The 20376-nt window shown below is 37.3% G+C and carries 23 protein-coding genes and 1 pseudogene; 16 read left to right on the top strand and 8 right to left on the bottom strand.

The features are described 5' to 3' along the window. Nucleotides 1-118: 118 nt before the first annotated feature. The gene (locus tag LZP85_RS17680) at nucleotides 119-757 is read right to left on the bottom strand and encodes a YhcN/YlaJ family sporulation lipoprotein (RefSeq protein ID WP_224840083.1); all 639 of its coding nucleotides are present in this window, start codon (nucleotides 755-757) and stop codon (nucleotides 119-121) included. A 147-nt stretch (nucleotides 758-904) separates the two neighbouring features. Between LZP85_RS17680 and LZP85_RS17675 the strand changes: the two genes are divergently transcribed. Beyond that, nucleotides 905-1180, top strand: coding sequence for a YutD family protein (locus LZP85_RS17675; protein WP_025909421.1), 276 nt, complete (start codon nucleotides 905-907; stop codon nucleotides 1178-1180). Between the two features lie 44 nt (nucleotides 1181-1224). Here the strand turns inward: LZP85_RS17675 and LZP85_RS17670 are convergent, their stop codons facing one another. Then, on the bottom strand, nucleotides 1225-1491 hold the full coding sequence (locus tag LZP85_RS17670; protein WP_025909420.1) for a DUF3055 domain-containing protein: 267 nt from the start codon (nucleotides 1489-1491) through the stop codon (nucleotides 1225-1227). Between the two features lie 109 nt (nucleotides 1492-1600). On the opposite strand from LZP85_RS17670, the gene LZP85_RS17665 reads away from it, so the two are divergent. Next, the gene (locus tag LZP85_RS17665) at nucleotides 1601-2038 is read left to right on the top strand and encodes a DUF86 domain-containing protein (RefSeq protein ID WP_025909419.1); all 438 of its coding nucleotides are present in this window, start codon (nucleotides 1601-1603) and stop codon (nucleotides 2036-2038) included. A gap of 126 nt (nucleotides 2039-2164) precedes the next feature. Continuing rightward, nucleotides 2165-2935: a TIGR01457 family HAD-type hydrolase gene (locus LZP85_RS17660; RefSeq protein WP_025909418.1), complete on the top strand. Its 771-nt coding sequence runs from the start codon at nucleotides 2165-2167 to the stop codon at nucleotides 2933-2935. Between the two features lie 42 nt (nucleotides 2936-2977). On the opposite strand, the gene LZP85_RS17655 is transcribed toward LZP85_RS17660, so the two are convergent. Beyond that, nucleotides 2978-3451, bottom strand: coding sequence for a phosphatidylglycerophosphatase A family protein (locus tag LZP85_RS17655; protein ID WP_076512354.1), 474 nt, complete (start codon nucleotides 3449-3451; stop codon nucleotides 2978-2980). 268 nt (nucleotides 3452-3719) lie between these two features. Between LZP85_RS17655 and yutH the strand changes: the two genes are divergently transcribed. The 5 genes from yutH to thrB all read left to right on the top strand — a co-directional run bounded on the left by yutH (nucleotide 3720) and on the right by thrB (nucleotide 9323). Further along, nucleotides 3720-4730 carry a spore coat putative kinase YutH gene (yutH, locus tag LZP85_RS17650; protein ID WP_119543950.1) on the top strand — a complete coding sequence of 337 codons (1011 nt, stop codon included), beginning with the start codon at nucleotides 3720-3722 and terminating at the stop codon, nucleotides 4728-4730. 108 nt (nucleotides 4731-4838) lie between these two features. Further along, nucleotides 4839-5825, top strand: a complete 987-nt coding sequence (locus tag LZP85_RS17645) for a 2-hydroxyacid dehydrogenase (RefSeq protein WP_025909415.1) — start codon at nucleotides 4839-4841, stop codon at nucleotides 5823-5825. Nucleotides 5826-6052: 227 nt separating this feature from the next. Then, the gene (locus LZP85_RS17640; protein WP_025909414.1) at nucleotides 6053-7354 is read left to right on the top strand and encodes a homoserine dehydrogenase; all 1302 of its coding nucleotides are present in this window, start codon (nucleotides 6053-6055) and stop codon (nucleotides 7352-7354) included. Continuing rightward, on the top strand, nucleotides 7354-8415 hold the full coding sequence (gene thrC / locus LZP85_RS17635; protein ID WP_025909413.1) for a threonine synthase: 1062 nt from the start codon (nucleotides 7354-7356) through the stop codon (nucleotides 8413-8415). Before LZP85_RS17640 ends, thrC begins: the two co-directional genes overlap by 1 nt. Next, nucleotides 8409-9323 (top strand): homoserine kinase, encoded by a 915-nt coding sequence (thrB, locus tag LZP85_RS17630; protein ID WP_119543949.1) that lies wholly within the window; start codon nucleotides 8409-8411, stop codon nucleotides 9321-9323. Before thrC ends, thrB begins: the two co-directional genes overlap by 7 nt. Before the next feature lie 48 nt (nucleotides 9324-9371). On the opposite strand, the gene LZP85_RS17625 is transcribed toward thrB, so the two are convergent. Then, on the bottom strand, nucleotides 9372-9608 hold the full coding sequence (locus LZP85_RS17625; protein ID WP_025909412.1) for a NifU family protein: 237 nt from the start codon (nucleotides 9606-9608) through the stop codon (nucleotides 9372-9374). A gap of 195 nt (nucleotides 9609-9803) precedes the next feature. Between LZP85_RS17625 and LZP85_RS17620 the strand changes: the two genes are divergently transcribed. Beyond that, a complete protein-coding gene (locus LZP85_RS17620) occupies nucleotides 9804-10133 on the top strand; it encodes a YuzD family protein (RefSeq protein WP_025909411.1) in 330 nt (109 codons plus the stop codon). Nucleotides 10134-10159: 26 nt separating this feature from the next. On the opposite strand, the gene LZP85_RS17615 is transcribed toward LZP85_RS17620, so the two are convergent. Then, nucleotides 10160-11227 (bottom strand): NAD(P)/FAD-dependent oxidoreductase, encoded by a 1068-nt coding sequence (locus tag LZP85_RS17615; RefSeq protein ID WP_226639780.1) that lies wholly within the window; start codon nucleotides 11225-11227, stop codon nucleotides 10160-10162. A 298-nt stretch (nucleotides 11228-11525) separates the two neighbouring features. Here LZP85_RS17615 and LZP85_RS17610 point away from each other — a divergent pair, with 298 nt between their 5' ends. Then, nucleotides 11526-11765 carry a YuzB family protein gene (locus LZP85_RS17610; RefSeq protein ID WP_025909409.1) on the top strand — a complete coding sequence of 80 codons (240 nt, stop codon included), beginning with the start codon at nucleotides 11526-11528 and terminating at the stop codon, nucleotides 11763-11765. 54 nt (nucleotides 11766-11819) lie between these two features. Here the strand turns inward: LZP85_RS17610 and LZP85_RS17605 are convergent, their stop codons facing one another. Continuing rightward, the gene (locus LZP85_RS17605) at nucleotides 11820-12497 is read right to left on the bottom strand and encodes a DUF2225 domain-containing protein (RefSeq protein ID WP_061785053.1); all 678 of its coding nucleotides are present in this window, start codon (nucleotides 12495-12497) and stop codon (nucleotides 11820-11822) included. 212 nt (nucleotides 12498-12709) lie between these two features. Between LZP85_RS17605 and dapF the strand changes: the two genes are divergently transcribed. The 3 genes from dapF to LZP85_RS17590 all read left to right on the top strand — a co-directional run bounded on the left by dapF (nucleotide 12710) and on the right by LZP85_RS17590 (nucleotide 14805). Continuing rightward, nucleotides 12710-13564: a diaminopimelate epimerase gene (gene dapF / locus LZP85_RS17600; RefSeq protein ID WP_025909408.1), complete on the top strand. Its 855-nt coding sequence runs from the start codon at nucleotides 12710-12712 to the stop codon at nucleotides 13562-13564. A 73-nt stretch (nucleotides 13565-13637) separates the two neighbouring features. Then, complete coding sequence (locus tag LZP85_RS17595) at nucleotides 13638-14003, top strand: HesB/IscA family protein (protein WP_119543948.1); 366 nt, start codon at nucleotides 13638-13640, stop codon at nucleotides 14001-14003. 349 nt (nucleotides 14004-14352) lie between these two features. Beyond that, nucleotides 14353-14805: a hypothetical protein gene (locus tag LZP85_RS17590; protein WP_025908059.1), complete on the top strand. Its 453-nt coding sequence runs from the start codon at nucleotides 14353-14355 to the stop codon at nucleotides 14803-14805. A 26-nt stretch (nucleotides 14806-14831) separates the two neighbouring features. Here the strand turns inward: LZP85_RS17590 and LZP85_RS17585 are convergent, their stop codons facing one another. Next, nucleotides 14832-15824: an NAD(P)/FAD-dependent oxidoreductase gene (locus LZP85_RS17585; RefSeq protein ID WP_078989144.1), complete on the bottom strand. Its 993-nt coding sequence runs from the start codon at nucleotides 15822-15824 to the stop codon at nucleotides 14832-14834. A 466-nt stretch (nucleotides 15825-16290) separates the two neighbouring features. On the opposite strand from LZP85_RS17585, the gene LZP85_RS17580 reads away from it, so the two are divergent. After that, nucleotides 16291-17505, top strand: coding sequence for an NAD(P)/FAD-dependent oxidoreductase (locus LZP85_RS17580; RefSeq protein ID WP_078989145.1), 1215 nt, complete (start codon nucleotides 16291-16293; stop codon nucleotides 17503-17505). A gap of 138 nt (nucleotides 17506-17643) precedes the next feature. Here LZP85_RS17580 and LZP85_RS17575 read toward each other — a convergent pair. Then, a pseudogene (locus LZP85_RS17575) lies at nucleotides 17644-19016 on the bottom strand (IS1182 family transposase); the annotation flags it as partial. 214 nt (nucleotides 19017-19230) lie between these two features. Here LZP85_RS17575 and LZP85_RS17570 point away from each other — a divergent pair. Both LZP85_RS17570 and LZP85_RS17565 read left to right on the top strand, forming a co-directional pair. After that, entirely contained in the window at nucleotides 19231-19554 is a 324-nt protein-coding gene (locus LZP85_RS17570) for a YuiB family protein (RefSeq protein WP_025908062.1), read from the top strand. 117 nt (nucleotides 19555-19671) lie between these two features. Further along, nucleotides 19672-20289 carry a 3D domain-containing protein gene (locus LZP85_RS17565; RefSeq protein WP_119543947.1) on the top strand — a complete coding sequence of 206 codons (618 nt, stop codon included), beginning with the start codon at nucleotides 19672-19674 and terminating at the stop codon, nucleotides 20287-20289. Nucleotides 20290-20376 lie beyond the last annotated feature (87 nt).

Below are 20376 nucleotides of genomic sequence, written 5' to 3'. Positions count from 1 at the left end.
TCAACTCCAGTCTTTTTTTATCAGTGTTACCACTGATAAAAAAAGACAGACATAAAAAAGCTGTTGAGAACAAAGTTTCTCAACAGCCTGGAAAAAGGCGATGTTTCCATCGCCTTTTTTATTTCATCTTTTCATCTGTTACATGTTCATTCAATTCGTTTTTTCCCTCGCCGTTTGCATTCTCACCATCGTTCATCTTACGACCTTGAGGAGATTTAAGCATTTCTTTAATGGTTAAATGAATGGACTCTTCCACAGACTTGTCTTTCGTATTTGCTTCACTGAAGCGTTCGATATCTTGAATGTGCTGTGGGTTATCTGATACGTATACGTGATAATAACGGGGCATAATAGACATTGCTGTCCGTTTTACTTGATCAGCGGTAGCATTTCGATCTTTTGCGTCTGTTTTATACGCGATTAGCACGTCTTCATCTGTCACAAGCGTAGCTACGTCATTCACATTTGGAATGGCTGAACTAAGTTTACTAATTGAATCAGCTGCTTCCTCACGGTCAAGTGTAGCAATGTTTTGTGCCTTTTCAGTATCGTTAGCAACAGGTGATTTTTGATAACGTACGTACCCATAATTGGTATCGTTATCCTTTTCTTTGTTATATAAATCGTTATGATCAGCCACATTAATAGCATTTGGATTATTAGGTGATAGTGCTTCATTATCTGTTTCGCCCCCTGCCTGACAACCTGATAATGCAACCATTGTTAACATGCCGCAATAAATTAAATATTTTTTCACTGTAAACGACCTCCCTATCTATAGGTTGCGGCGATTGGTTAAAAAATTGCCTGTAAATTGCTGGTTTTCATGTTTTTTAATCAAACGATTGTTTAGAAAAAAATTTCAAAATGTGGTATGGTAATTTTGAAGAGAAGAGGTGAAACAATGATTTGTGTTAATAATGTTTGCTATGAAGTAATCAAAGAAGAACGAGAAGGGTTTGATGAGGAAGCTTTTCGAAGTCGATATATTGATGTGCTTAGTCGCTACGACTATATATTAGGCGATTGGGGCTATAATCAGCTGCGTTTAAAAGGTTTTTTTGATGACCGTAATCAAAAAGCTACATATGATACAAAAATAAGTACAATTCAAGATTATTTACACGAATATTGTAATTTTGGCTGTGCGTATTTTGTACTGAAAAAAGTAAATAAATAAAAAAGGTCAGCAGAAGATGTACTTTCTTTCCGCTGCCTTTCTCATTAAATGACCTCGTATAAGAACTCTCTAAGTTCTTGACCATCTTCTTCTGAAAGCTTAAATATGTGCTCTAAATAATTTGGTTCCTCTAAATCATCTGAGCCAATAATAGCAAAGCGTCCCCCTTGAATATCTAAGACAAGATGCTTGCCATAATAGCGATCAGACTGAATGATAGCAAGGTCAAACCGTTGATTTTCACCCATAAAGCTAACAAATCGTGTTTTTGTATTCACTACATCATCATATAAATAAAAGCGTTCGCTCATTCTCTTGCTCCTTCCTTCTTTCCATACTTTTATCATATCAAATGAAAAAAGAAAAGTGGGGAGAAGCCTGCTAGAAAATTTTATAAGCGAAGCGTTAGGAGGAAACATCATGTACTTTGTAGATCGTCAAAAGATTGAACACATACTACGTTTTTATGAGCAGCACCTAGTTGTTTTTTCTGAACAATCTAAGTGGGAAAGTACTATCGAGAAAAAAGCGTTAGAAAGAGTTGTTCACCTCTTAATTGAAAACGTTTTAGATGTCGGTAATGCAATGATTGATGGATTCATTATGAGAGATCCTGGAAGCTATGATGATATCATTGATATTCTTATGGATGAGAAGGTAGTAGAAACTTCGGAAGAACAGGGCTTAAAAGCAGTAATTAATTTGCGAAAAGTCCTTGTACAAGATTATTTAGATGTTAAACATGATGAAGTGATACATGTTGTTCAAGAGAACAAAGAGGTTTTAAGTCAATTCCCAACTCGCATTCGTACATATCTAGAAAATGAATTAGGACCTGTTTCAGCTTTTCGTAATTAACGTGAAAGAACTGTGAGCTGATTTGTGATTTTAGGAAAAATAAGCTATTATCGCATTGTAACTCTATCTGCTTTCTTATAATAAAGAAGGCGTTTTTATTATTGAATGAATTAGTAGGAGGCAGCTATGAAGCAATATAAAGGCTATTTAATTGATTTAGATGGAACGATGTATAAAGGAACAGAATTAATTGCAGAAGCGCGTGATTTCGTCATTGCATTAAAAGAAAAAGGTATTCCGTATTTATTTGTTACGAATAATTCAACAAAAAGACCTGCTCAAGTAGCAGAAAAGCTTGAAAGCTTCGGAATTCCCACAACAGAAGATCAAGTGTTTACAACAAGCCAAGCAACGGCTAATTATTTGCATGACCGTAAACCCAACGGTACAGTATATGTAATTGGTGCAGAAGGGATTCGCCATGCGCTTACTGAAAAAGGGTTCACAATTCAAGATGAAGATACGGACTTTGTAGTCGTTGGCTTAGATCAAGAAATTACATATGAGAAGCTAGCAAAAGCTTGTTTAAACGTCCGTAACGGTGCATTTTTTGTGTCGACAAATGGCGATATTGCACTTCCAACAGAAAGAGGCTTACTTCCAGGAAACGGTTCTATAACGTCGGTTGTTTCGGTTTCTACTCAAACACAACCAGTCTTCATTGGAAAGCCAGAAAGTATTATTATGGAGCAAGCGTTAGAAGTAATTGGAACACCGAAAGAAGACACTCTTATGGTAGGCGATTATTATGATACAGATATTTTAGCTGGAATGAAAGCAGGATTAGATACTTTATTAGTTCATACTGGGGTAACAACAAAAGAGCTACTTAAGGGGTATGATAAGCAGCCAACTTATGCTGTTGATTCCCTAAAAGAATGGATGGATAAAATATAATGAATGAAAAGAGAGTGATTCAAATTGAACCACTCTCTTTTTTTATTCAACATTTTCAGCTCGATGTGCCAGACGACTCGAGGCAGCTGCAGCAATAGCACCAACAATATCATCAAGGAATGTGTGACATTTTCCAGACGATTTATCGTTTAATTCTTCCAGTATCCCTGGCTTTTGCTTATCAATATATCCATAGTTTGTAAAGCCGATTGAGCCATACACGTTTACGATGGATAGCGCTAAGATTTCATCTATGCCATACAAGCCTTCGTCCTTTTCTAAAATTGATAAGAGCGGCTCTTCAACCTGTTTCTTTTCCGTTAAAATATCTAGTTGAATACCTGTAAGAATTGCATTCTGTACTTCGCGTTTTGAGATGACGCGCTCGACATTGTACTCACATTCTTGAATGTTTAAATTGGGGTGGTATTTCTTTTGTAGATAAAAAACAAGATCAGCAATATCTCTTACTGTGACACCACGTTTTGTTAGCCACGCTCTTGCTGTTTTTTCCATTTCACTTTGCTGGTGTTTTTTCTCCAAGTATCATCACCTAATTTCTTTTTATTTTTTAATGCTTAAAGGAATACAGAAGCATATGTTTAGAAGTAAATCATGTACTTCACGATTTGGTGAGCATATCATTACATCTTCTAGTATGACTCACTCGGAGGAAATCATAATAAATTGTGTAATTCTAATCTATTCGATTGCGCATAAATATTATGACAAGTATTGAATTTCTTTATGGGAAAACTTTGATCAATGAAATGAGGGGATGTACGTGAAGCAAGCAATTTATGAAGGCTATGGTTTACACCCTGATGAATTGTTGACTTTGGGCGCTTATCAAGCCTTCCAATATCGAGACATCTTGTATACGATTATTCATTTAAATCAAGTGGAAGAAGATGAGCTGAACGAGTTGTATCAAATGAGTCAGTTTCTCATGAGCCAAGGTGACCGTTATATCTCTACATTTATGCCAAATCTAGAAGGAAATATGATTACAGAATCAGATGATTTAAAGTTTATGATTTGCCGATCGATAGCCGCACCGCGAAATGAACAGTTTGTCATTGGTTCAGAGCTAGCAGAATTTCATCAGCGCGGTCGAATGTTTCCTTATGAAGTTGAACATTCAAAACGGTTAGGTCAATGGAAATCATTGTGGGAAAAGCGGTTAGATCAAATGGAAGAGTTTTGGTATGGACGATTGAGAGCTTTGCCTAATCAAGAAATTGAAAAGAAATTTCTCGAAAGCTTTCCATACTATCTAGGGCTAGCAGAGAATGCCATTCAGTATTTAGTGGATACAGAAATTGATGATTTGCCAAGAGCAGTAGACTCAGCTACAATTTGTCATCACCGATTTGGACAGACGACTTGGGGAAGCCAGTATATCTATAAACTCCCAGTGGATTGGGTCTTTGATCATCCCAGCAGAGACTTAGCAGAGTATATTCGTGAACAATATTTATCATCCTATGAGCTAAATCCACATCAGTTGCATTACTTTTTAAGTGAATACGAACGTATTAACCCACTCTCATCATTTTCGTGGCGTCTTCTATATGCGAGACTGTTGTTCCCTGTGCATTATTTTGAAGTGGTAGAAGGATATTATAGTGTTCAAAGCGAAGAACAAAAGCAAGGCTATTATAAGCAGCTAGAAGCTGTCTTAGATCACTCATCCCATTATGAGCGATTTTTAAAGCAGTTTTATCAATCCGTTGGAATTTCTACTTCACGGTACCATATACCAGAAGTAGGGTGGTTATCAAGCGGTGTTTAAGTGGTATAAGTATAGTAAAGACATATAAAGATAATGCGACGTGACGCCTATTGCGGTAAACAATAAGGCGTCATGTTATGTAATTAAAAATCAATGAGGTGATAGATAATGGACAAGCCGTTTATTTTTATTACGAGGAATATACCGGAGAAGTTCGTGGAGCCACTACGCGTAGTGGCTGAAGTAGAGATGTGGCATTCAGAAGAAGACCCGGTACCTCATGATGTACTCACTGAAAAAGCAAAAAAAGCTCATGGGCTTTTAACGGTTTTATCTGATAGAGTAGATGAAGAATTATTAAAGGAAGCCACTAATTTAAAAGTAATTGCGAATCTAGCTGTGGGGTTTGATAATATTGATATCCAAGCAGCGACAAAGCGTCAAATCTATGTTTGTAATACGCCTGATGTGCTTTCAGATACCACAGCAGATTTAGCTATGACGCTTCTTATGACAACGGCTAGAAATATTTTAGAGGCTTCAGCACATATTAAAGAAAATAAGTGGACAAGCTGGAGCCCATATTTGTTAGCTGGTCGAGATATTCATCATAAAACGCTTGGAATTGTTGGAATGGGAAAGATTGGTGAAGTGCTAGCGAAGAGAGCAGCAGGTTTTGATATGAATATCCTTTATCACAATCGTTCTCGAAATGAACAAGCTGAAAGCAAGTTACCTGTTACATATGCATCAATGGATGATGTATTAGAGAAGTCTGACTTTGTTGTGTGCTTAACACCTTTAACAAAACAAACTGAAAACATGTTTAATGAGGAAGCATTCAAAAAGATGAAGAAATCTGCGATGTTTATTAACGTTTCTCGGGGTGATGTAGTGGACGAAGCCGCTTTGTTAAAAGCGTTGAATGAAGAGGAGATTGCAGCAGCAGGACTGGATGTCTTTGTGAATGAACCAATTGATGGTTCACACCCGTTAGCCATGCACCCAAAAGTAGTGGCACTACCTCACATTGGAAGTGCGACGGTAGAAACACGCACAAGTATGATTAAATTAGCGGTACAAAACATAGAAGCTGTTTTAGCAGGGCATTTCCCATCTACCATCATTAATAGAGAGCTTGTGCCTCAAGGTTAAAGAATAAAAGCATTTCTTTTATAGAAATGCTTTTTGTATGTTAAAAAACAAGAAAATACGTGTTATGATAAGGAAATGAAATATTTAAAAAATTTAAATTTGTCTTTTTATTCAACAAATAAAGAGATAAATTTAAAGTAAAGTCTTGTAAAAAAGAAAAATAGGGTCTATAATGTCCACTATAAGAAAACAAATGTATACGTGAAGAGAACATAGAGGTGAATAATATGACAAAAAGTATTTCAGTAGGATTATTAGGGTTAGGAACGGTTGGTAGTGGAGTAGTTAAAATTATTGAAAATCACCAGGATAAGTTAAGTCACCAAGTTGGCTGTCCGGTAACGGTTAAAAAAGTGGTAGTTAAAAATATTGATAAAGTTAGAGATGTAGAGATTAGTAGTGAGAAATTATCAACAAACGTAGAGGATGTCATTCATAATCCAGACGTAGATGTTGTTATTGAGGTTATGGGTGGCGTTGAGGAAACAAGAGACTATATTTTAACGGCTCTTCGTAATAAAAAGCACGTTGTAACAGCAAATAAAGATTTGATGGCAGTTTACGGTTCTGAGTTATTAACGGTTGCATCAGAAAATGGCTGCGATTTATTTTATGAAGCAAGTGTTGCTGGAGGAATTCCGATTCTTCGTGGACTTGCAGATGGTTTAGCTTCAGATCGTATTACAAAAATGATGGGAATTGTAAATGGTACAACAAACTTTATCTTAACAAAGATGACAAAAGAAGGAAGCGCATATGAAGAAGTGCTAAAAGAAGCACAAGAACTAGGTTATGCAGAAGCAGACCCTACTTCTGATGTTGGAGGCTTGGATGCAGCAAGAAAAATGGCGATTCTAGCTACGCTTGGTTTCTCAATGAAAATTGACCTTGATGATGTGCAGGTTCAAGGTATTACGGAAGTAACGGAAGAAGATTTACAATATAGTAAACAATTAGGATATACAGTGAAATTAATTGGATACGCGCATCGAGACGGAGACAACGTCGAAGTAAGTGTTCAGCCAACGTTATTAGCGGATACACATCCATTAGCATCAGTTAGCGATGAGTACAATGCGGTTTATGTGTATGGAGAAGCGGTTGGAGAAACAATGTTTTATGGTCCTGGAGCGGGTAGTTTACCGACAGCAACTGCAGTTGTATCGGATCTTGTGGGCGTGATGAAAAACTTGAGATTAGGGGTCAATGGAAAGAGTGCCGTAACGCCTCAATTCCCAAAACAGTTGAAAACAGAAGACCAAAAGTTTTCTAAACACTTCTTACGTATTCACGTAAAAGATCAGGTAGGCGCATTTGCTAAATTAACAACATTATTTTCTGAACGCGGCGTAAGCTTTGAAAAAATTATTCAATTACCGGTTACAGGAAGCGAACTTGCAGAGATCGTTGTTGTAACACATAAAACATCTCAAAAAGACTATGAAGAAATTTTACAACAATTAAGAGACTTACCAATCGTTGAAAACGTAAAAAGCAGTTATCGAGTAGAGGGAGTTGGCATCGTATAATGTGGAAAGGTTTATTACACCAATATAAAGAGTTCTTGCCAGTAACAGAAGAAACACCAATGTTAACACTACATGAAGGAAATACGCCGCTTATTCATCTTCCATATTTATCGGAAGAACTTGGCATTAACTTGCATGTAAAAGTAGAAGGTCTAAACCCTACAGGTTCATTTAAAGACCGAGGTATGGTCATGGCCGTTGCAAAAGCAAAAGAAGAAGGAAGTAACACAGTCATTTGTGCATCTACTGGTAATACGTCTGCAGCAGCAGCAGCTTATGCGTCACGTGCAGGCATGCGCTGTATCGTTGTTATTCCAAACGGAAAAATTGCAATGGGTAAGCTTGCTCAGGCTGTTATGTACGGAGCAGAAATTGTAGCAATTGAAGGAAACTTTGATCAAGCACTTTCAATGGTTCGAAAGCTTAGTGAAACAGCACCTGTATCTCTTGTAAACTCTGTGAACCCTTACCGAATTGAGGGGCAAAAAACCGCAGCTTTTGAAATCTGTGAACAGTTAGGAAAGGCACCTGACGTTTTAGCAATTCCTGTTGGAAACGCCGGGAATATTACAGCATATTGGAAAGGTTTCAAAGAGTATAATGAGCGTAATCAGAGCGGTCTGCCTCTTATGCACGGTTTTGAAGCTGAAGGAGCAGCAGCAATCGTTCGAAACGAAGTAATTGAAAATCCAGAGACAATTGCAACAGCAATTCGTATCGGTAATCCAGCAAGCTGGGATTATGCGGTAAATGCAGCTAATGAATCAAAAGGCAAAATTGATGAAGTGACGGATGAGCAAATTTTAGATGCATATCGCTTAATTGCTAGAAGAGAAGGTGTTTTTGCAGAGCCTGGGTCTTGTGCATCAATCGCTGGTGTAATAAAAGACGTAAAATCAGGGAAAATTGCCAAAGGTTCAACAGTAGTAGCAGTGCTAACTGGAAATGGATTAAAAGATCCGAACGTAGCAATTGACGCACATGATGTTAAGCCAGTTGTATTGCCAAATGAAGAAGAAAAAGTGTTTGAATATATTGAAGGTGTTGTCGCTTCATGTTAACTTTTGACCGCTTTAAAATCACAGTGCCAGCGAGCTCTGCTAATTTAGGGCCCGGGTTTGATTCCATTGGAATCGCTCTTGGGCGCTACTTGATTTTAACAGTGGAGCCAGCTGAACAGTGGGTATTTGTACCAAAGACAGCTGATGTTGAAGGAATACCAACAGGCAAGGACAACTTAGTGTATCAGGTTGCCGAAGATGTAGCAAAGCAATATGAAGTAACTCTTCCAGCAGCAAAAGTGTATGTCTCAAGCGATATACCGTTAGCTAGGGGGCTTGGAAGCAGTGCTTCTGCAATTGTTGCAGGTATTGAACTTGCTAATCAGCTTGCTAAGCTTAATTTATCGCAAAAAGACAAGCTGCGAATTAGCAGCCTAATGGAAGGTCACCCGGATAACGTAAGTCCTTCTATTTATGGAGGCGTCGTGATTGGATATCATCATGAAGATGAAACGTATATCAATCATATTCCCAACTTACAAGCTGAAGTAATAATGATTATTCCGAGATACGAATTAAAAACAGCTGATGCCCGTAATGCTTTGCCGAAGGTAATTGATTATCGAACAGCAGTAGAAGCCGGAGCAATTGGGAATATGCTTGTGTCTGCACTGATGAATCGTGATTTTGAAGCGGTAGGAACATTTATGGAAAAAGATTTATACCATGAGCTTTATCGAACAAAATTGGTACCAGAGCTAGCCATTGCGAGAGTAGAAGCTAAAAGGTTAGGAGCTTACGGAACAGCGCTGAGCGGAGCGGGGCCAAGTGTATTATGCTTAGCACCTATTGGAAAAGGAAAAGACATTGCTAAGCATTTAGCTATAAAATTATCTCATTGTGAAGTTGACGTAGTAGGTATTGATACAAAAGGTGTATATGTAGACGCTCAGGTTGTAACAAACTAAAGCAAAAACCCTCAAGCATCGCTTGAGGGTTTGTTATATAAGGGATCATTAGAAAACTTGTTCAACTTCTACAACACCAGGTACTTCTTCTAAAAGAGCACGTTCAATACCTGCTTTTAGCGTGATTGTTGAACTTGGGCAGCTGCCACAAGCGCCTAGAAGACGTAATTTTACAATGCCATCTTCAACGTCGACTAATTCACAATCTCCACCATCGCGAAGTAAAAATGGACGAAGCTTATCTAATACTTCTTGTACTTGTTCATGCATTTCCATTTCAGCCATGATTATCGACTCCTTTCCTTCTCTAGTTACATTATAAACGCTCTTACATAAAAAATCTATTCAAGAATCTTTGATTACGTTCGTTCAACTTGAAAAACGATGTTCTTTAAATAGTTTTTGTGTACAATAAAGATAAGATAGAGTGGAAGCTTTCTTTATTGAAAGAGCCATAGCATGGGAATAGGGGGAACAAATATGGAAAAAAACAACGTTGAGATTTGTGTATATGGAGCAGAAATTATTTGTGCAAGCTGCGTGAATTTACCATCTTCAAAAGACACACAGGAGTGGCTTGAGGCGGCGCTTAGTCGAAAATACCCGAATGAATCATTTAACATACGTTATATCGATATTTATAACCCACCTGTGGATGAAAAAGAGAAACAGGAGTTCTCGCAAAAAGTAATTGATGAAGATTTGTTTTATCCAGTTATTCTAATTAACAATGAGATTGTTGGAGAAGGGAATCCAAAGCTAAAGCGTATTTTTGAAGAATTAGAGAAATATGGATTTGTGTCTGCATAAAAAAACGCCTTTTAGGCGTTTTTTTATTAACCGTTATGGTATTTATACATCCATAAAATACCTGACTTTAATAAGCGAGCAACTCGACCCGTAATTGCGCGATCGTTTACTAATCCGAATCCGTGTTTTTTTCCTAAAGAGCCTAATACGCCTTTAAGTTTAATCGTTGGTAACTCAGTAGGTAGCTCTTCATTCTTCCATCGTGCTGTTAACACTTGAACAATCTGCTCTGCTTGCCCCTCAGCTAGTTGAGCACTAGGAGCATGTGGTAAGCTAGCACAGTCTCCCAATACATAGACATTCTCATTGTTAGGCAGATTATGATATTTTGTTAAGACTACGCGACCCTGAGTGTCTTTCTCAACGTTTAAATCCCTAACGACCTTGTTTGGTTGAATGCCGGCTGTCCACACAATCGCATCGCTTTTAATTGGTTCATCATGATTGTATAGAGTATTCTTTTCTACTCTCGTGATATTGGCGTTGTTCACAATTTCAATACCGTTAGAAGTGAACCAGTCTTGAACATAATTGCTCAAACGTTCTGGGAATGAAGATAAAATTAATTTTCCTCTATCGAATAGCATGATATTTAAATCAGAACGGCTTTCTTTTAACTCACTAGCTAATTCAACACCGCTAAGACCAGCTCCGACAATCGATACGGTTGCATGAGCAGGTAAATTGTTTAACGCTTGATATGTAGCGCGAGAAGCGTCGATTGTTTGAATGCTGTATGTATGCTCCGGTGCGCCCGGCACGCCGTGATATTTATCTTCACACCCTAGTCCGATAATTAGATCATCATAATGGAGGACTTCGTTGTCTTCAAGGTGAACTTGGTTATTTTCAAGATCAATGTTTGTAATGAAGCCATAGCGAATAGATAAACGAGGATGCTCTGGGAAAGAAACGCGAACGTGCTGATCTGAAATGGTTCCAGCCGCTAACGCGTAGAATTCAGTCTTTAATGAGTGATAAGGTGCTTTATCAACCAATGTTACATGTACATCCTCTGGCAGTTGATTTGGAAAAAGTCGCTGTAGGACACGCATACCACCATATCCTCCACCGAGTATCACAAGGTTCTTCATCTGGATTTCCCCTTTACGTTTAGACATTTTATTCTCTCTATACTAATTGAATTGCTTAAAACATATAGGCATACAAAACGAAACCGATACGTCAATCGCATTCGATTTTGCATAGCATATTTTACTTAAATAATAATTTAATATAACCTGTTTTGTTTGTATTCACATAAAAGTATAACTAAATTGAATAAAAACCACAATATGTTTCAACATAATTTCCTTATCAGCATGCAGTTTGGATATTTGACGTCTTTTTAAAAACAAGGTAGGATAAACAATTAGTAGAGAGGTGAGAATAGTGATTCAACCAATTATTGAATTTTGTATCAGCAATTTAGCTAGCGGTTCTCAGCTTGCGTTGGAAGAGTTAGAAAAAGATCCGAATTTAGATATTGTTGAGTATGGATGTTTGGGTTATTGTGGAAAATGTGCACGGTCTCCTTTTGCTTTAGTAAACGGGGATGTTGTAGCTGCTGACACACCAGAAGAATTAGTAGCAGCTATCTACACACATTTGGAAGAGAACCCAATGTTTTAATATAGAGTAAAAGTAGAAGCGGTAATGCCTATAGGCATTACCGCTTCTGTTTTGCTATGATATGCTACGAATCTCATGCCATCTTTCTTTAGTTCGCTCAAATGTTTTGCGATCGGGATGATTTTTATGTTTATAGATAATTTCTGAAAAATAGAGAAGCGCCTGCTGCTGAAACCCGAGCCGATAGTTTAGTTCTCCTATAATATATAACAATCGAACTTCGTTACTGTTAGAAGGGAATGTTTCTTCTAAATATGCTGTGGTGTAGCACTTTAATGCATGTAAAGCGAAAGCTCTCTCTTGTTGGATGTCATCAAGCAGTCGGTATAGCCAGCTTACTCGTAGCGTGAGGCTTGCGAGTACAGATGACTTTTCTTTTTTTATGTTGGCACAATAAATAGCCAGCTTGTAAGCATTTATTGCTTGTTGCAACGTTCGTTCTTGATCATATGGCTGGTAGCTCCAATTTTTTGTGACCTTTTCCTTAACTTGGTTTGCACTACCTGGAGGAAAAAGTCTTGAGAATTGTTCTGTACTCGCATATCCACACTTTGGACAGATTACGACATCATATATGATAGGGTGCAGCTTTGGGTTTTCATAATAAATAAAAAAATCAGTATCGTATCTTTGAGCCTTTAAAAAGCGAGATCGGACTTTTTTAGAATAAAAGCTGTGGCTACACAAAGCACAAGCGATTTTTTTATCATAAAGAGGATGTAGGGTTTCCAATTCATTTCCTCCTTTTGAAGTTTAATGATTCTTTATAACTATATTATACACTTTTTGTTTCGTTTTTTGGGTCTTTTGTAATGTTTGTGATAGAAAAATAAAAACTCCTTAACCATTTTGGCTAAAGAGTTTGGAAACGGGGGATGTTCTTATTGTTTCCTACATTGAATGATTTTATACTAAGACCATACTAAAAAATAATGGGTGATTAAATGAAAAAATTTGCTTTTACAAAAATGCACGCGCTTGGAAATAATTATATCTACGTCAATCTATTTGAAGAGCATATTGCGGAAGAAGATTTAGCTTCTGTTGCTATTAAGGTATCAAACGTCTATACGGGCATCGGGTCAGATGGGATGATTCTAATTTGTCCTTCTACTAAAGGGAATGTTAAAATGCGCGTATTTAACAACGATGGTTCAGAAGCAAAAAATTGTGGGAATGGCTTAAGATGTGTAGCTAAGTATGCATATGAGCATAATTTAGTAGAAACAGAAGAGTTTACAATTGAAACATTATCAGGTCTTGTCCATGCGACTGTTCATTTGCAGGATAAAAAAGTAAATGAAGTAACAATTGATATGGGGAAACCAAAATTAAAGCCAGCTGAAGTTCCAATGCTTGGATTTGAAGGTAACAGCATCGTGTCAGAGAAAATGGAGTTCGGTGGCGAAGAGCTTATAGGTACAGCTGTATCGATGGGAAATCCTCACGTTGTATTTTATGTAGAAAATATTGAAAAAGCACCTCTTCATACATTAGGACCAGTGGTTGAAAAGGATCCACGTTTTCCGGAAGGTGTAAATGTTGAATTTGTAGAGATTATGAATGAATCAGAAATGCATTTCCGCGTTTGGGAAAGAGGTTCAGGTGTAACGCAAGCTTGTGGAACCGGTGCATGTGCAGCAGTTGTTTCTTCTGTTTTAAATAATCTTACGCAAAAAAATACTCCCACAATTGTTCACTTAGCGGGTGGAGACTTAACCATTACATGGAAAGAAAATAACCATGTACTAATGAAAGGTCCAGCAGTTGTTATTTGTGATGGCGTTTATTACTATTAAGAACTGAAAGCAGAGTAGTTGTTCATCATGTACTCACAGCGTATACTTATAGGTAAAAGGAGGTCATCTAACTATGAGTCAAGATATCCTAGAAATTACAGAAGCGGCTAGCTTTCAAATAAAAGATATGATGAAAGAACATGAAGAAGAGAATGCTTACCTTCGCGTAACGATTAACGGAGGAGGCTGTTCAGGTTTATCATACGGAATGGGCTTCGCACACGAAGTTAGTGAAGACGATATGCAGTTTGAGCAACATGGCATTCAAATTCTTGTTGATAAAGAAAGTATGCCGATTTTAAAAGGAGTTAAGATTGATTATAAGCAGTCTATGCTTGGTGGAGGATTTACAATTGATAATCCAAATGCCATTGCATCATGCGGCTGTGGATCTTCATTCCGCACGGCAGCGAACGCTGGTACACCGGAAGAGTGTTAATAAGGTGCTAAAAGCAGCTCTATTCTAATAAATAGAGCTGCTTTTTATTTGGGTATTTTGGCTTTGCATAAATAACATCATCTTATCTATTTCAATTTTTAACGTAAGATTTATGATTTGACCTTATCATATATATAAAAGGGTTCGTTTTCTATATGATTGTTAGAAGTTCTGACACATTATATGAAAAGCAACAAGTATATTTACAATGAATAAGGTATAAAATGAAATGAATGTGACAAAACATAACTTGATATGTTATTTTAATTGACTTAATTATCAGAATTATTTATAATTTTACATATAAAATCCGATTTTATTTAGACTGGCTTTTAAGGAGGTGCGAAGTTTGGTAGAAGAAAACAATACACTACGAACAAATGCTTATAGCTACGGGGCTTTTTTTAGAAAAAATCGCTTAATGCAAATGATTCAACAACTAACTGCATGGTTTATTCCGATGAAATCTCAGAAGCAAGATAAAATTGAATCAATGATTTTTATCCAACATATCCCCACATCATTGCCAATAAAGACTACACCCCTACTTTTAGATTCCAACAAACAGTTAGCAATTCTATATTCAGATACTCAAGAACAAGAAGCGGCACAGCTGATTTTTCAAAGTGTGGGATCGCCGTTTAACCTGTTGCCGTATCACGATTATATAAGCAGGTTGAAGAACTATGAGGTATCAACAAATCTAATTCATCCAGAAGAGTTTAAATATGAGGTTAAGTTAAAGACGAAAGATAAAAAAGGACTACATGTACTAGCGGAAGCCCTAAAAAAAAGCGAATGACCATTCAATGGTCATTCGCTTTTTTATTAAGAAAACATTGATGTACTATGCATTGGCTGTAGGCGAGCTTTTGGATCAATGTATGCTTTTGCATTGTTAACGGCCGTAGGGCCTTCGCCGAATCCAGCAACAATTAGTTTCACCTTTCCTTCATATGTACAAATATCTCCAGCTGCATAAATTCCAGGAATATTTGTTTCTTGCTTGGAGTTAACGACAATTGTATTCTTTTCTAATTCTAACTCCCATTCTTTAATTGGACCTAGCGATGAAACAAAGCCAAAGTTCACAATGACGTCATCAACATCTACCACAATTTTTTCTTCACCTTTGGTATTTTCAAGAACGACTTGTGTAATTCGATCTTCACCAATAAATTCTACTGGGATGTATGGTGTTTTAATATCCACTTTGGAGTTTTTTAATTGTTCTACGCTGTGCTCGTGCGCACGGAATTTATCACGTCTGTGTGTCAGAGTAACTTGCTCTGCAATTGGTTCAAGCATTAATGACCAATCTACTGCAGAATCACCGCCGCCACATACTAATACCTTGCGTCCTTTAAACACATTCATATCATCAACGAAATAATGTAAGTTTGCTTTCTCAAATTGCTCTGCATTCTCTAGCTCGATTTTACGAGGTTTAAAAGCACCGTTTCCAGCTGTGATAATAATTGTTTTTGAATAATGAACTTCTGAATTAGTCGTCAATCGAAAAACACCGTCTGCTTGCTTTTCTACTTTTTCAACTGCTTGTTCTAACGCAACAGTTGGGTTAAACTGCTTCATTTGTTCTTTTAAATTATTAACAAGCTCTTGTGCACGAATTTTTGGGAATCCAGCAACATCATAAATATATTTTTCAGGGTATAAAGCGGAAAGTTGGCCTCCTAATTGAGGTAGGCTCTCAATAATTTTTACACTAGCTTGGCGCATTCCACCGTAAAATGCAGTAAATAGGCCTGTAGGACCGCCACCAATAATGGTGATATCGTATACTTGTTTATCTTCTTTCATGATTTAGTCACCTCATTCGTTAATTTAGGTTAAAGAAGTCTACTGTTATGATAGCACAATTAAAAGATAAAAATTTATTATAAAGTACTGACGAAGAAAGAAAACTTTTTAACCCTTTTCATACATATGGAAAAAGAAGAAAACAATTTAATAAAATTTCCATTATAGTGAAGAGAGTGAAAATTAAAAAGCTTATAAATCAATGAATAGGTATTGAAAAATAGCTTAAAAAAGCATAATATGTTTCTAGATATAATATCGTTTCAGTAAGGTTTTAGTATGTCATCTTACGTGAAATAATTCACAAACTATATGGAATACAATAAGGTAAAACCGGGAAAAGAAATGGATAGTAACAGCTTTTCTTGTTTACACTAACATAAAAAAGTAGACCTTATTTATAACTTTATGACTTTTAACACAAATATTTGATAACTATAAACTAAAAAAGGTGGATGACCATTCAATGAAAAAGCCAAAAATTGTTGTCTTAGGTGCTGGCTACGGTGGGATTATGACAACCGTTCATTTACAAAAGAAATTAGGTACCAACGACGCGGAGATTACGCTCGTTAATAAAAATGATTACCATTATGAAACAACATGGTTACATGAGGTTTCAGCAGGTACATTACATCACGATCGTTCAAGGTTTCCAGTGAAAAGTTTAATTAATACGGGAAAAGTAAACTTTGTAAAAGACACTGTAATGGACATTAATACTGCAGAAAAACGTGTTATTTTAGAAAACAGTGAACTCGAGTATGATTATCTAGTTGTTGGATTAGGGTATGAATCTGAAACCTTCGGAATTAAAGGGTTAAAAGAATATGCATTCTCAATTGCTAATATTAATGCTGCACGTCAAATTCGCGAACATATTGATTACGTATTTGCAACGTACAATAATGAACCTGTAAAGCGCGATGAGTTATTAACAATCGTTGTTGGCGGTGCAGGATTTACTGGAATTGAGTTTGTTGGTGAGTTGGCAAACCGCGTTCCTCAGCTATGTAAAGAATTTGATATTCCACGCGAAAAAGTCCGCATTATCTGTGTAGAAGCTGCACCAACGGCTTTACCAGGTTTTGATCCAGAACTGGTTGAATATGCGGTGACACAACTTGAGAGAAAAGGTGTCGAATTCAAAATCGGTACAGCAATCAAGGAATGTACAGAAGAAGGCATCTTAGTTGAAAAAGATGATCAAGTTGAAGAAATTAAATCAGCAACCGTTGTATGGGCAGCTGGAGTTCGAGGAAGTCATATTATTGAAAAAGCAGGGTTTGAAAATAACCGTTGTCGCGTTAAGGTAAGCAACTCTCTGTTAGCGCCAGGCCATGAGGATGTATTTATCGTAGGAGACTGCTCGTTTATGATCAATCCTGAAAACGACCGTCCTTACCCACCAACAGCTCAGGTAGCTATGCAGCAGGGTGAGACATGTGCGGAAAATATCGCACGCTTAATTCGTGGCGAAAAAGAGCTTAAAGAATTTAAAGCAGATCTAAAAGGTACGGTATGTTCTTTAGGACATGATGATGCAATTGGAGTTGTGTATGGCCGTAAATTATTTGGTTCAAGCGCATCATTTATGAAAAAAGTTGTTGATAACCGCTCTTTATTCCTACAGGGTGGAGCAGGTTTAGTTCTTAAAAAAGGGAAATTTAATTTCTTCTAATAAATTGGTGAAAGGAGATTCTGGCGAATCTCCTTTTTCAGATTGACGAGAAACCTGTAAGGTTCTCGTCAATCTGAGGCTCTTTTCATTTTTTATAGTGAAACAAGTAAACATTTCACAAACAAATCGTCGTTTTCCATAAAAATCGCCCATTACCTGACCTGTTTTGGTCAGGTAATGGGCGATTTTTTTCATGTTTTGACAAGCTGCCGTCAGATACGCCTGCATCTGGACAGACTTCAGCCCTCGATACCGGGCATATCGATACCCATTTAGCTCTTTTGCGTCGGCAAAGCTACGCTCAATCGTCGTGCAACGCATACGATAAAGTTGTTTACCTGCTTTTGTGCGCTTGTTTAGACGCGCTTGTTCTTTGAATCTCTCCCAAATGTGACGTGTCACCACGCGTTGTTTTTGGGAAGCGGAAAAACACCCGTCTCTCATTGGACAAACGGCACAATCACTTGGATTTGATTTGTATGTACGATCTCCTGTGCGACTGGTAGTCGCATACGATAAAATGCACCCCATTGGACAAGCGAATACATCTTTTTCCTGTACGTAGTGAAACAGACGTTTTGGCACGTCTTTGTTTGACGATCCAAAACGCCGATAGCCCATCACCATAAAAATCCCTTTTTCAGAAAGGCGTTTACAAATATGGCTTGTAAAATACCCGGCATCTAATGCAACAGCTTCAACAGAAAAGCGAAACTTTTTTATTTGTATGTCAAGGCGGTCAAGATAAGGAACAGAGTCAGCCACATTGCCAGCTGTAATACAGGTATCTGTAATAATATTATGTTTGACATCCACCGTTCGATGATCTAAATAATGAAAGCCATCTGGCTTTCCATCTCTCATCATAAAACCACTATCGGGATCCGTTGTACTGATGCGGGTTTGTTTTTGTAAGGCAACGCCTTCCTTTCGAGGACTTAGTTCTTTTTTCCGTTTTCAAGACGATCTTCGTTGACGGCTGCTTCTAACTCTTCCATATACGCTTGTCGGCGGGACTTCTTTGGTTGTTTTTCATATTTATGTTTATTCGCATTCGCTTTGATATGAGTCGAGTCTGTCATTAAAGCACGTCCACCAACCATGCGATGTTCTATCGCCTGGCGAACAATTTCATCAAAAATGTCTTCAAAAATCGTCGTATCTAAAAAGCGTGTTCGGCGATTAAAACTAATCGTCGAATGGTGAGGAACGGCATCCGTTAACGATAAGCCTAAGAACCATCGATACGCCACATTCGTTTGAATTTCTTTGGCAAGTTGACGTTCGGAACGAACGCCATAAAAGTAGCCAATAAACATCATTTTGAATAGCGTAATGGGATGAATGGAAGGACGTCCATTGTCTTCACAATAATAAGGAAGAAGCTTTTCTTCAATAAAGCTAAAATCAATTGTCGCTTCAATTGTACGCAAAAAGTGATTGGCAGGAACTAAATCTTCTACAGAAACCATCACTTGTTCATCTCGATGATTTTTAAGTGCACCCATCATGTTTCATCAACTCCAGTCTTTTTTTATCAGTGTTACCACTGATAAAAAAAGACAGACATAAAAAAGCTGTTGAGAACAAAGTTTCTCAACAGCCTGTGAAAGGAGATTCTGGCGAATCTCCTTTTTTATGTGTAATAAACGAAAAATTCTGTTATTGACGCTGTTTGTGGACTTAAGTACACTTAAAGAAAGAAGGACGGGGAGATGGGTCAAAATGGCAATGAGTGTACCAGAATTAATTATTTCGATGCTGTTATTTTTTGTTTTGTTTTTTGGAATCGGTTTCTTATTGAATATGCTCTTAAGAATGTCGTGGATTATGGCAATTACGTACCCAATTATTGTGATTTTGATTGTGGATGAAGTACGAGCAGCCAAATATGTCCAAGAGCCGTTAGCATCAGTGGCTCAGCTAGGTGAACGATTTCTGTCATTAGCAACTGCAGATATCGTGATTTTGCTATCTGGTTTTCTAGGTGCTCTTATGGCAGGGGTAGCAATCAAAATGCTTAGAGTAAGAGGATACCAAATGTTTTAAGCATGTATTATTGAAAGAACTCCTTCTCATGAGAAAGGGGGTTTTTGCTCTTTCTACGCATAATTTGACTTTCCTTTGGAAACAAATAGATTCGTGGGAGGAGTTGGAAAGAGTCAAATGATTAAAACACTAATAAAGCGTATTGTCATGTCTTTACTTGTTGTAGGGGCATTGCTGACAACCTATGAAGCTGTCACAGGAGTACCCGTTACCGTCTTGTTTAAAAGTCTGTTATGGGCTGATTCTACAACTGTTAATCATAGTCTTCGAGTGAATGCTTCTGAGAAGGAACCATTAGAAATTGAAGAAGCTTTTGATTGGTCAGCTTACCCAAGTCATATCGTATTAGCGACAGGGTATACAGCAGGATATGAATCAACAGGTAAAAATCCTACAGATCCAAGTTACGGAATCACATATTCAGGTGTAAAAGTAAAACGAGACTTATATTCGACAATCGCTGCAGACTTATCAATATTTCCAATTGGTACGATTTTATTTATTCCTGGATACGGATATGGTGTCGTAGCGGATAAAGGTGGAGCAATTAAAGGTAATCATTTAGATTTATATTTTGAAACAGTAGATGATGTTTACGAGATGTGGGGTAAAAAGGAGCTTAGCGTGTACGTAGTTGAAAAAGGGAAGGGAACCTTGTCTGAACAACAGTTAACCGCGCTTAATGAAAACAAATCGATGCAGGTATTTAGGCAAAAAGTTAATTCAGTTCGCTAACACCCATATGTTATGGGTGTTTTATTTTGGTTGCTATAAATTAGACATAAATGAATGTACTCGTTATTTTTATTTTTTCATGAGACA

The organism is Priestia flexa, from assembly GCF_021441905.1.
Classification (GTDB): domain Bacteria; phylum Bacillota; class Bacilli; order Bacillales; family Bacillaceae_H; genus Priestia; species Priestia flexa.
The sequence above is the reverse complement of the archived record's forward strand: the minus strand, read 5'-3'. Positions and strand labels throughout refer to the sequence as shown.

What these genes read in the sequence shown, in the direction of transcription:
- LZP85_RS17625 (WP_025909412.1), bottom strand. Translation starts at nt 9,608, where the DNA reads ATGGCTGAAATGGAAATGCATGAACAAGTACAAGAAGTATTAGATAAG.
- LZP85_RS17645 (WP_025909415.1), top strand. Translation starts at nt 4,839, where the DNA reads ATGGACAAGCCGTTTATTTTTATTACGAGGAATATACCGGAGAAGTTC.
- LZP85_RS17660 (WP_025909418.1), top strand. Translation starts at nt 2,165, where the DNA reads ATGAAGCAATATAAAGGCTATTTAATTGATTTAGATGGAACGATGTAT.
- LZP85_RS17640 (WP_025909414.1), top strand. Translation starts at nt 6,053, where the DNA reads ATGACAAAAAGTATTTCAGTAGGATTATTAGGGTTAGGAACGGTTGGT.
- thrB (WP_119543949.1), top strand. Translation starts at nt 8,409, where the DNA reads ATGTTAACTTTTGACCGCTTTAAAATCACAGTGCCAGCGAGCTCTGCT.
- dapF (WP_025909408.1), top strand. Translation starts at nt 12,710, where the DNA reads ATGAAAAAATTTGCTTTTACAAAAATGCACGCGCTTGGAAATAATTAT.
- thrC (WP_025909413.1), top strand. Translation starts at nt 7,354, where the DNA reads ATGTGGAAAGGTTTATTACACCAATATAAAGAGTTCTTGCCAGTAACA.
- LZP85_RS17665 (WP_025909419.1), top strand. Translation starts at nt 1,601, where the DNA reads ATGTACTTTGTAGATCGTCAAAAGATTGAACACATACTACGTTTTTAT.
- LZP85_RS17615 (WP_226639780.1), bottom strand. Translation starts at nt 11,227, where the DNA reads ATGAAGAACCTTGTGATACTCGGTGGAGGATATGGTGGTATGCGTGTC.
- LZP85_RS17670 (WP_025909420.1), bottom strand. Translation starts at nt 1,491, where the DNA reads ATGAGCGAACGCTTTTATTTATATGATGATGTAGTGAATACAAAAACA.
- LZP85_RS17585 (WP_078989144.1), bottom strand. Translation starts at nt 15,824, where the DNA reads ATGAAAGAAGATAAACAAGTATACGATATCACCATTATTGGTGGCGGT.
- LZP85_RS17595 (WP_119543948.1), top strand. Translation starts at nt 13,638, where the DNA reads ATGAGTCAAGATATCCTAGAAATTACAGAAGCGGCTAGCTTTCAAATA.
- LZP85_RS17620 (WP_025909411.1), top strand. Translation starts at nt 9,804, where the DNA reads ATGGAAAAAAACAACGTTGAGATTTGTGTATATGGAGCAGAAATTATT.
- LZP85_RS17580 (WP_078989145.1), top strand. Translation starts at nt 16,291, where the DNA reads ATGAAAAAGCCAAAAATTGTTGTCTTAGGTGCTGGCTACGGTGGGATT.
- LZP85_RS17655 (WP_076512354.1), bottom strand. Translation starts at nt 3,451, where the DNA reads ATGGAAAAAACAGCAAGAGCGTGGCTAACAAAACGTGGTGTCACAGTA.
- LZP85_RS17570 (WP_025908062.1), top strand. Translation starts at nt 19,231, where the DNA reads ATGGCAATGAGTGTACCAGAATTAATTATTTCGATGCTGTTATTTTTT.
- LZP85_RS17675 (WP_025909421.1), top strand. Translation starts at nt 905, where the DNA reads ATGATTTGTGTTAATAATGTTTGCTATGAAGTAATCAAAGAAGAACGA.
- LZP85_RS17565 (WP_119543947.1), top strand. Translation starts at nt 19,672, where the DNA reads ATGATTAAAACACTAATAAAGCGTATTGTCATGTCTTTACTTGTTGTA.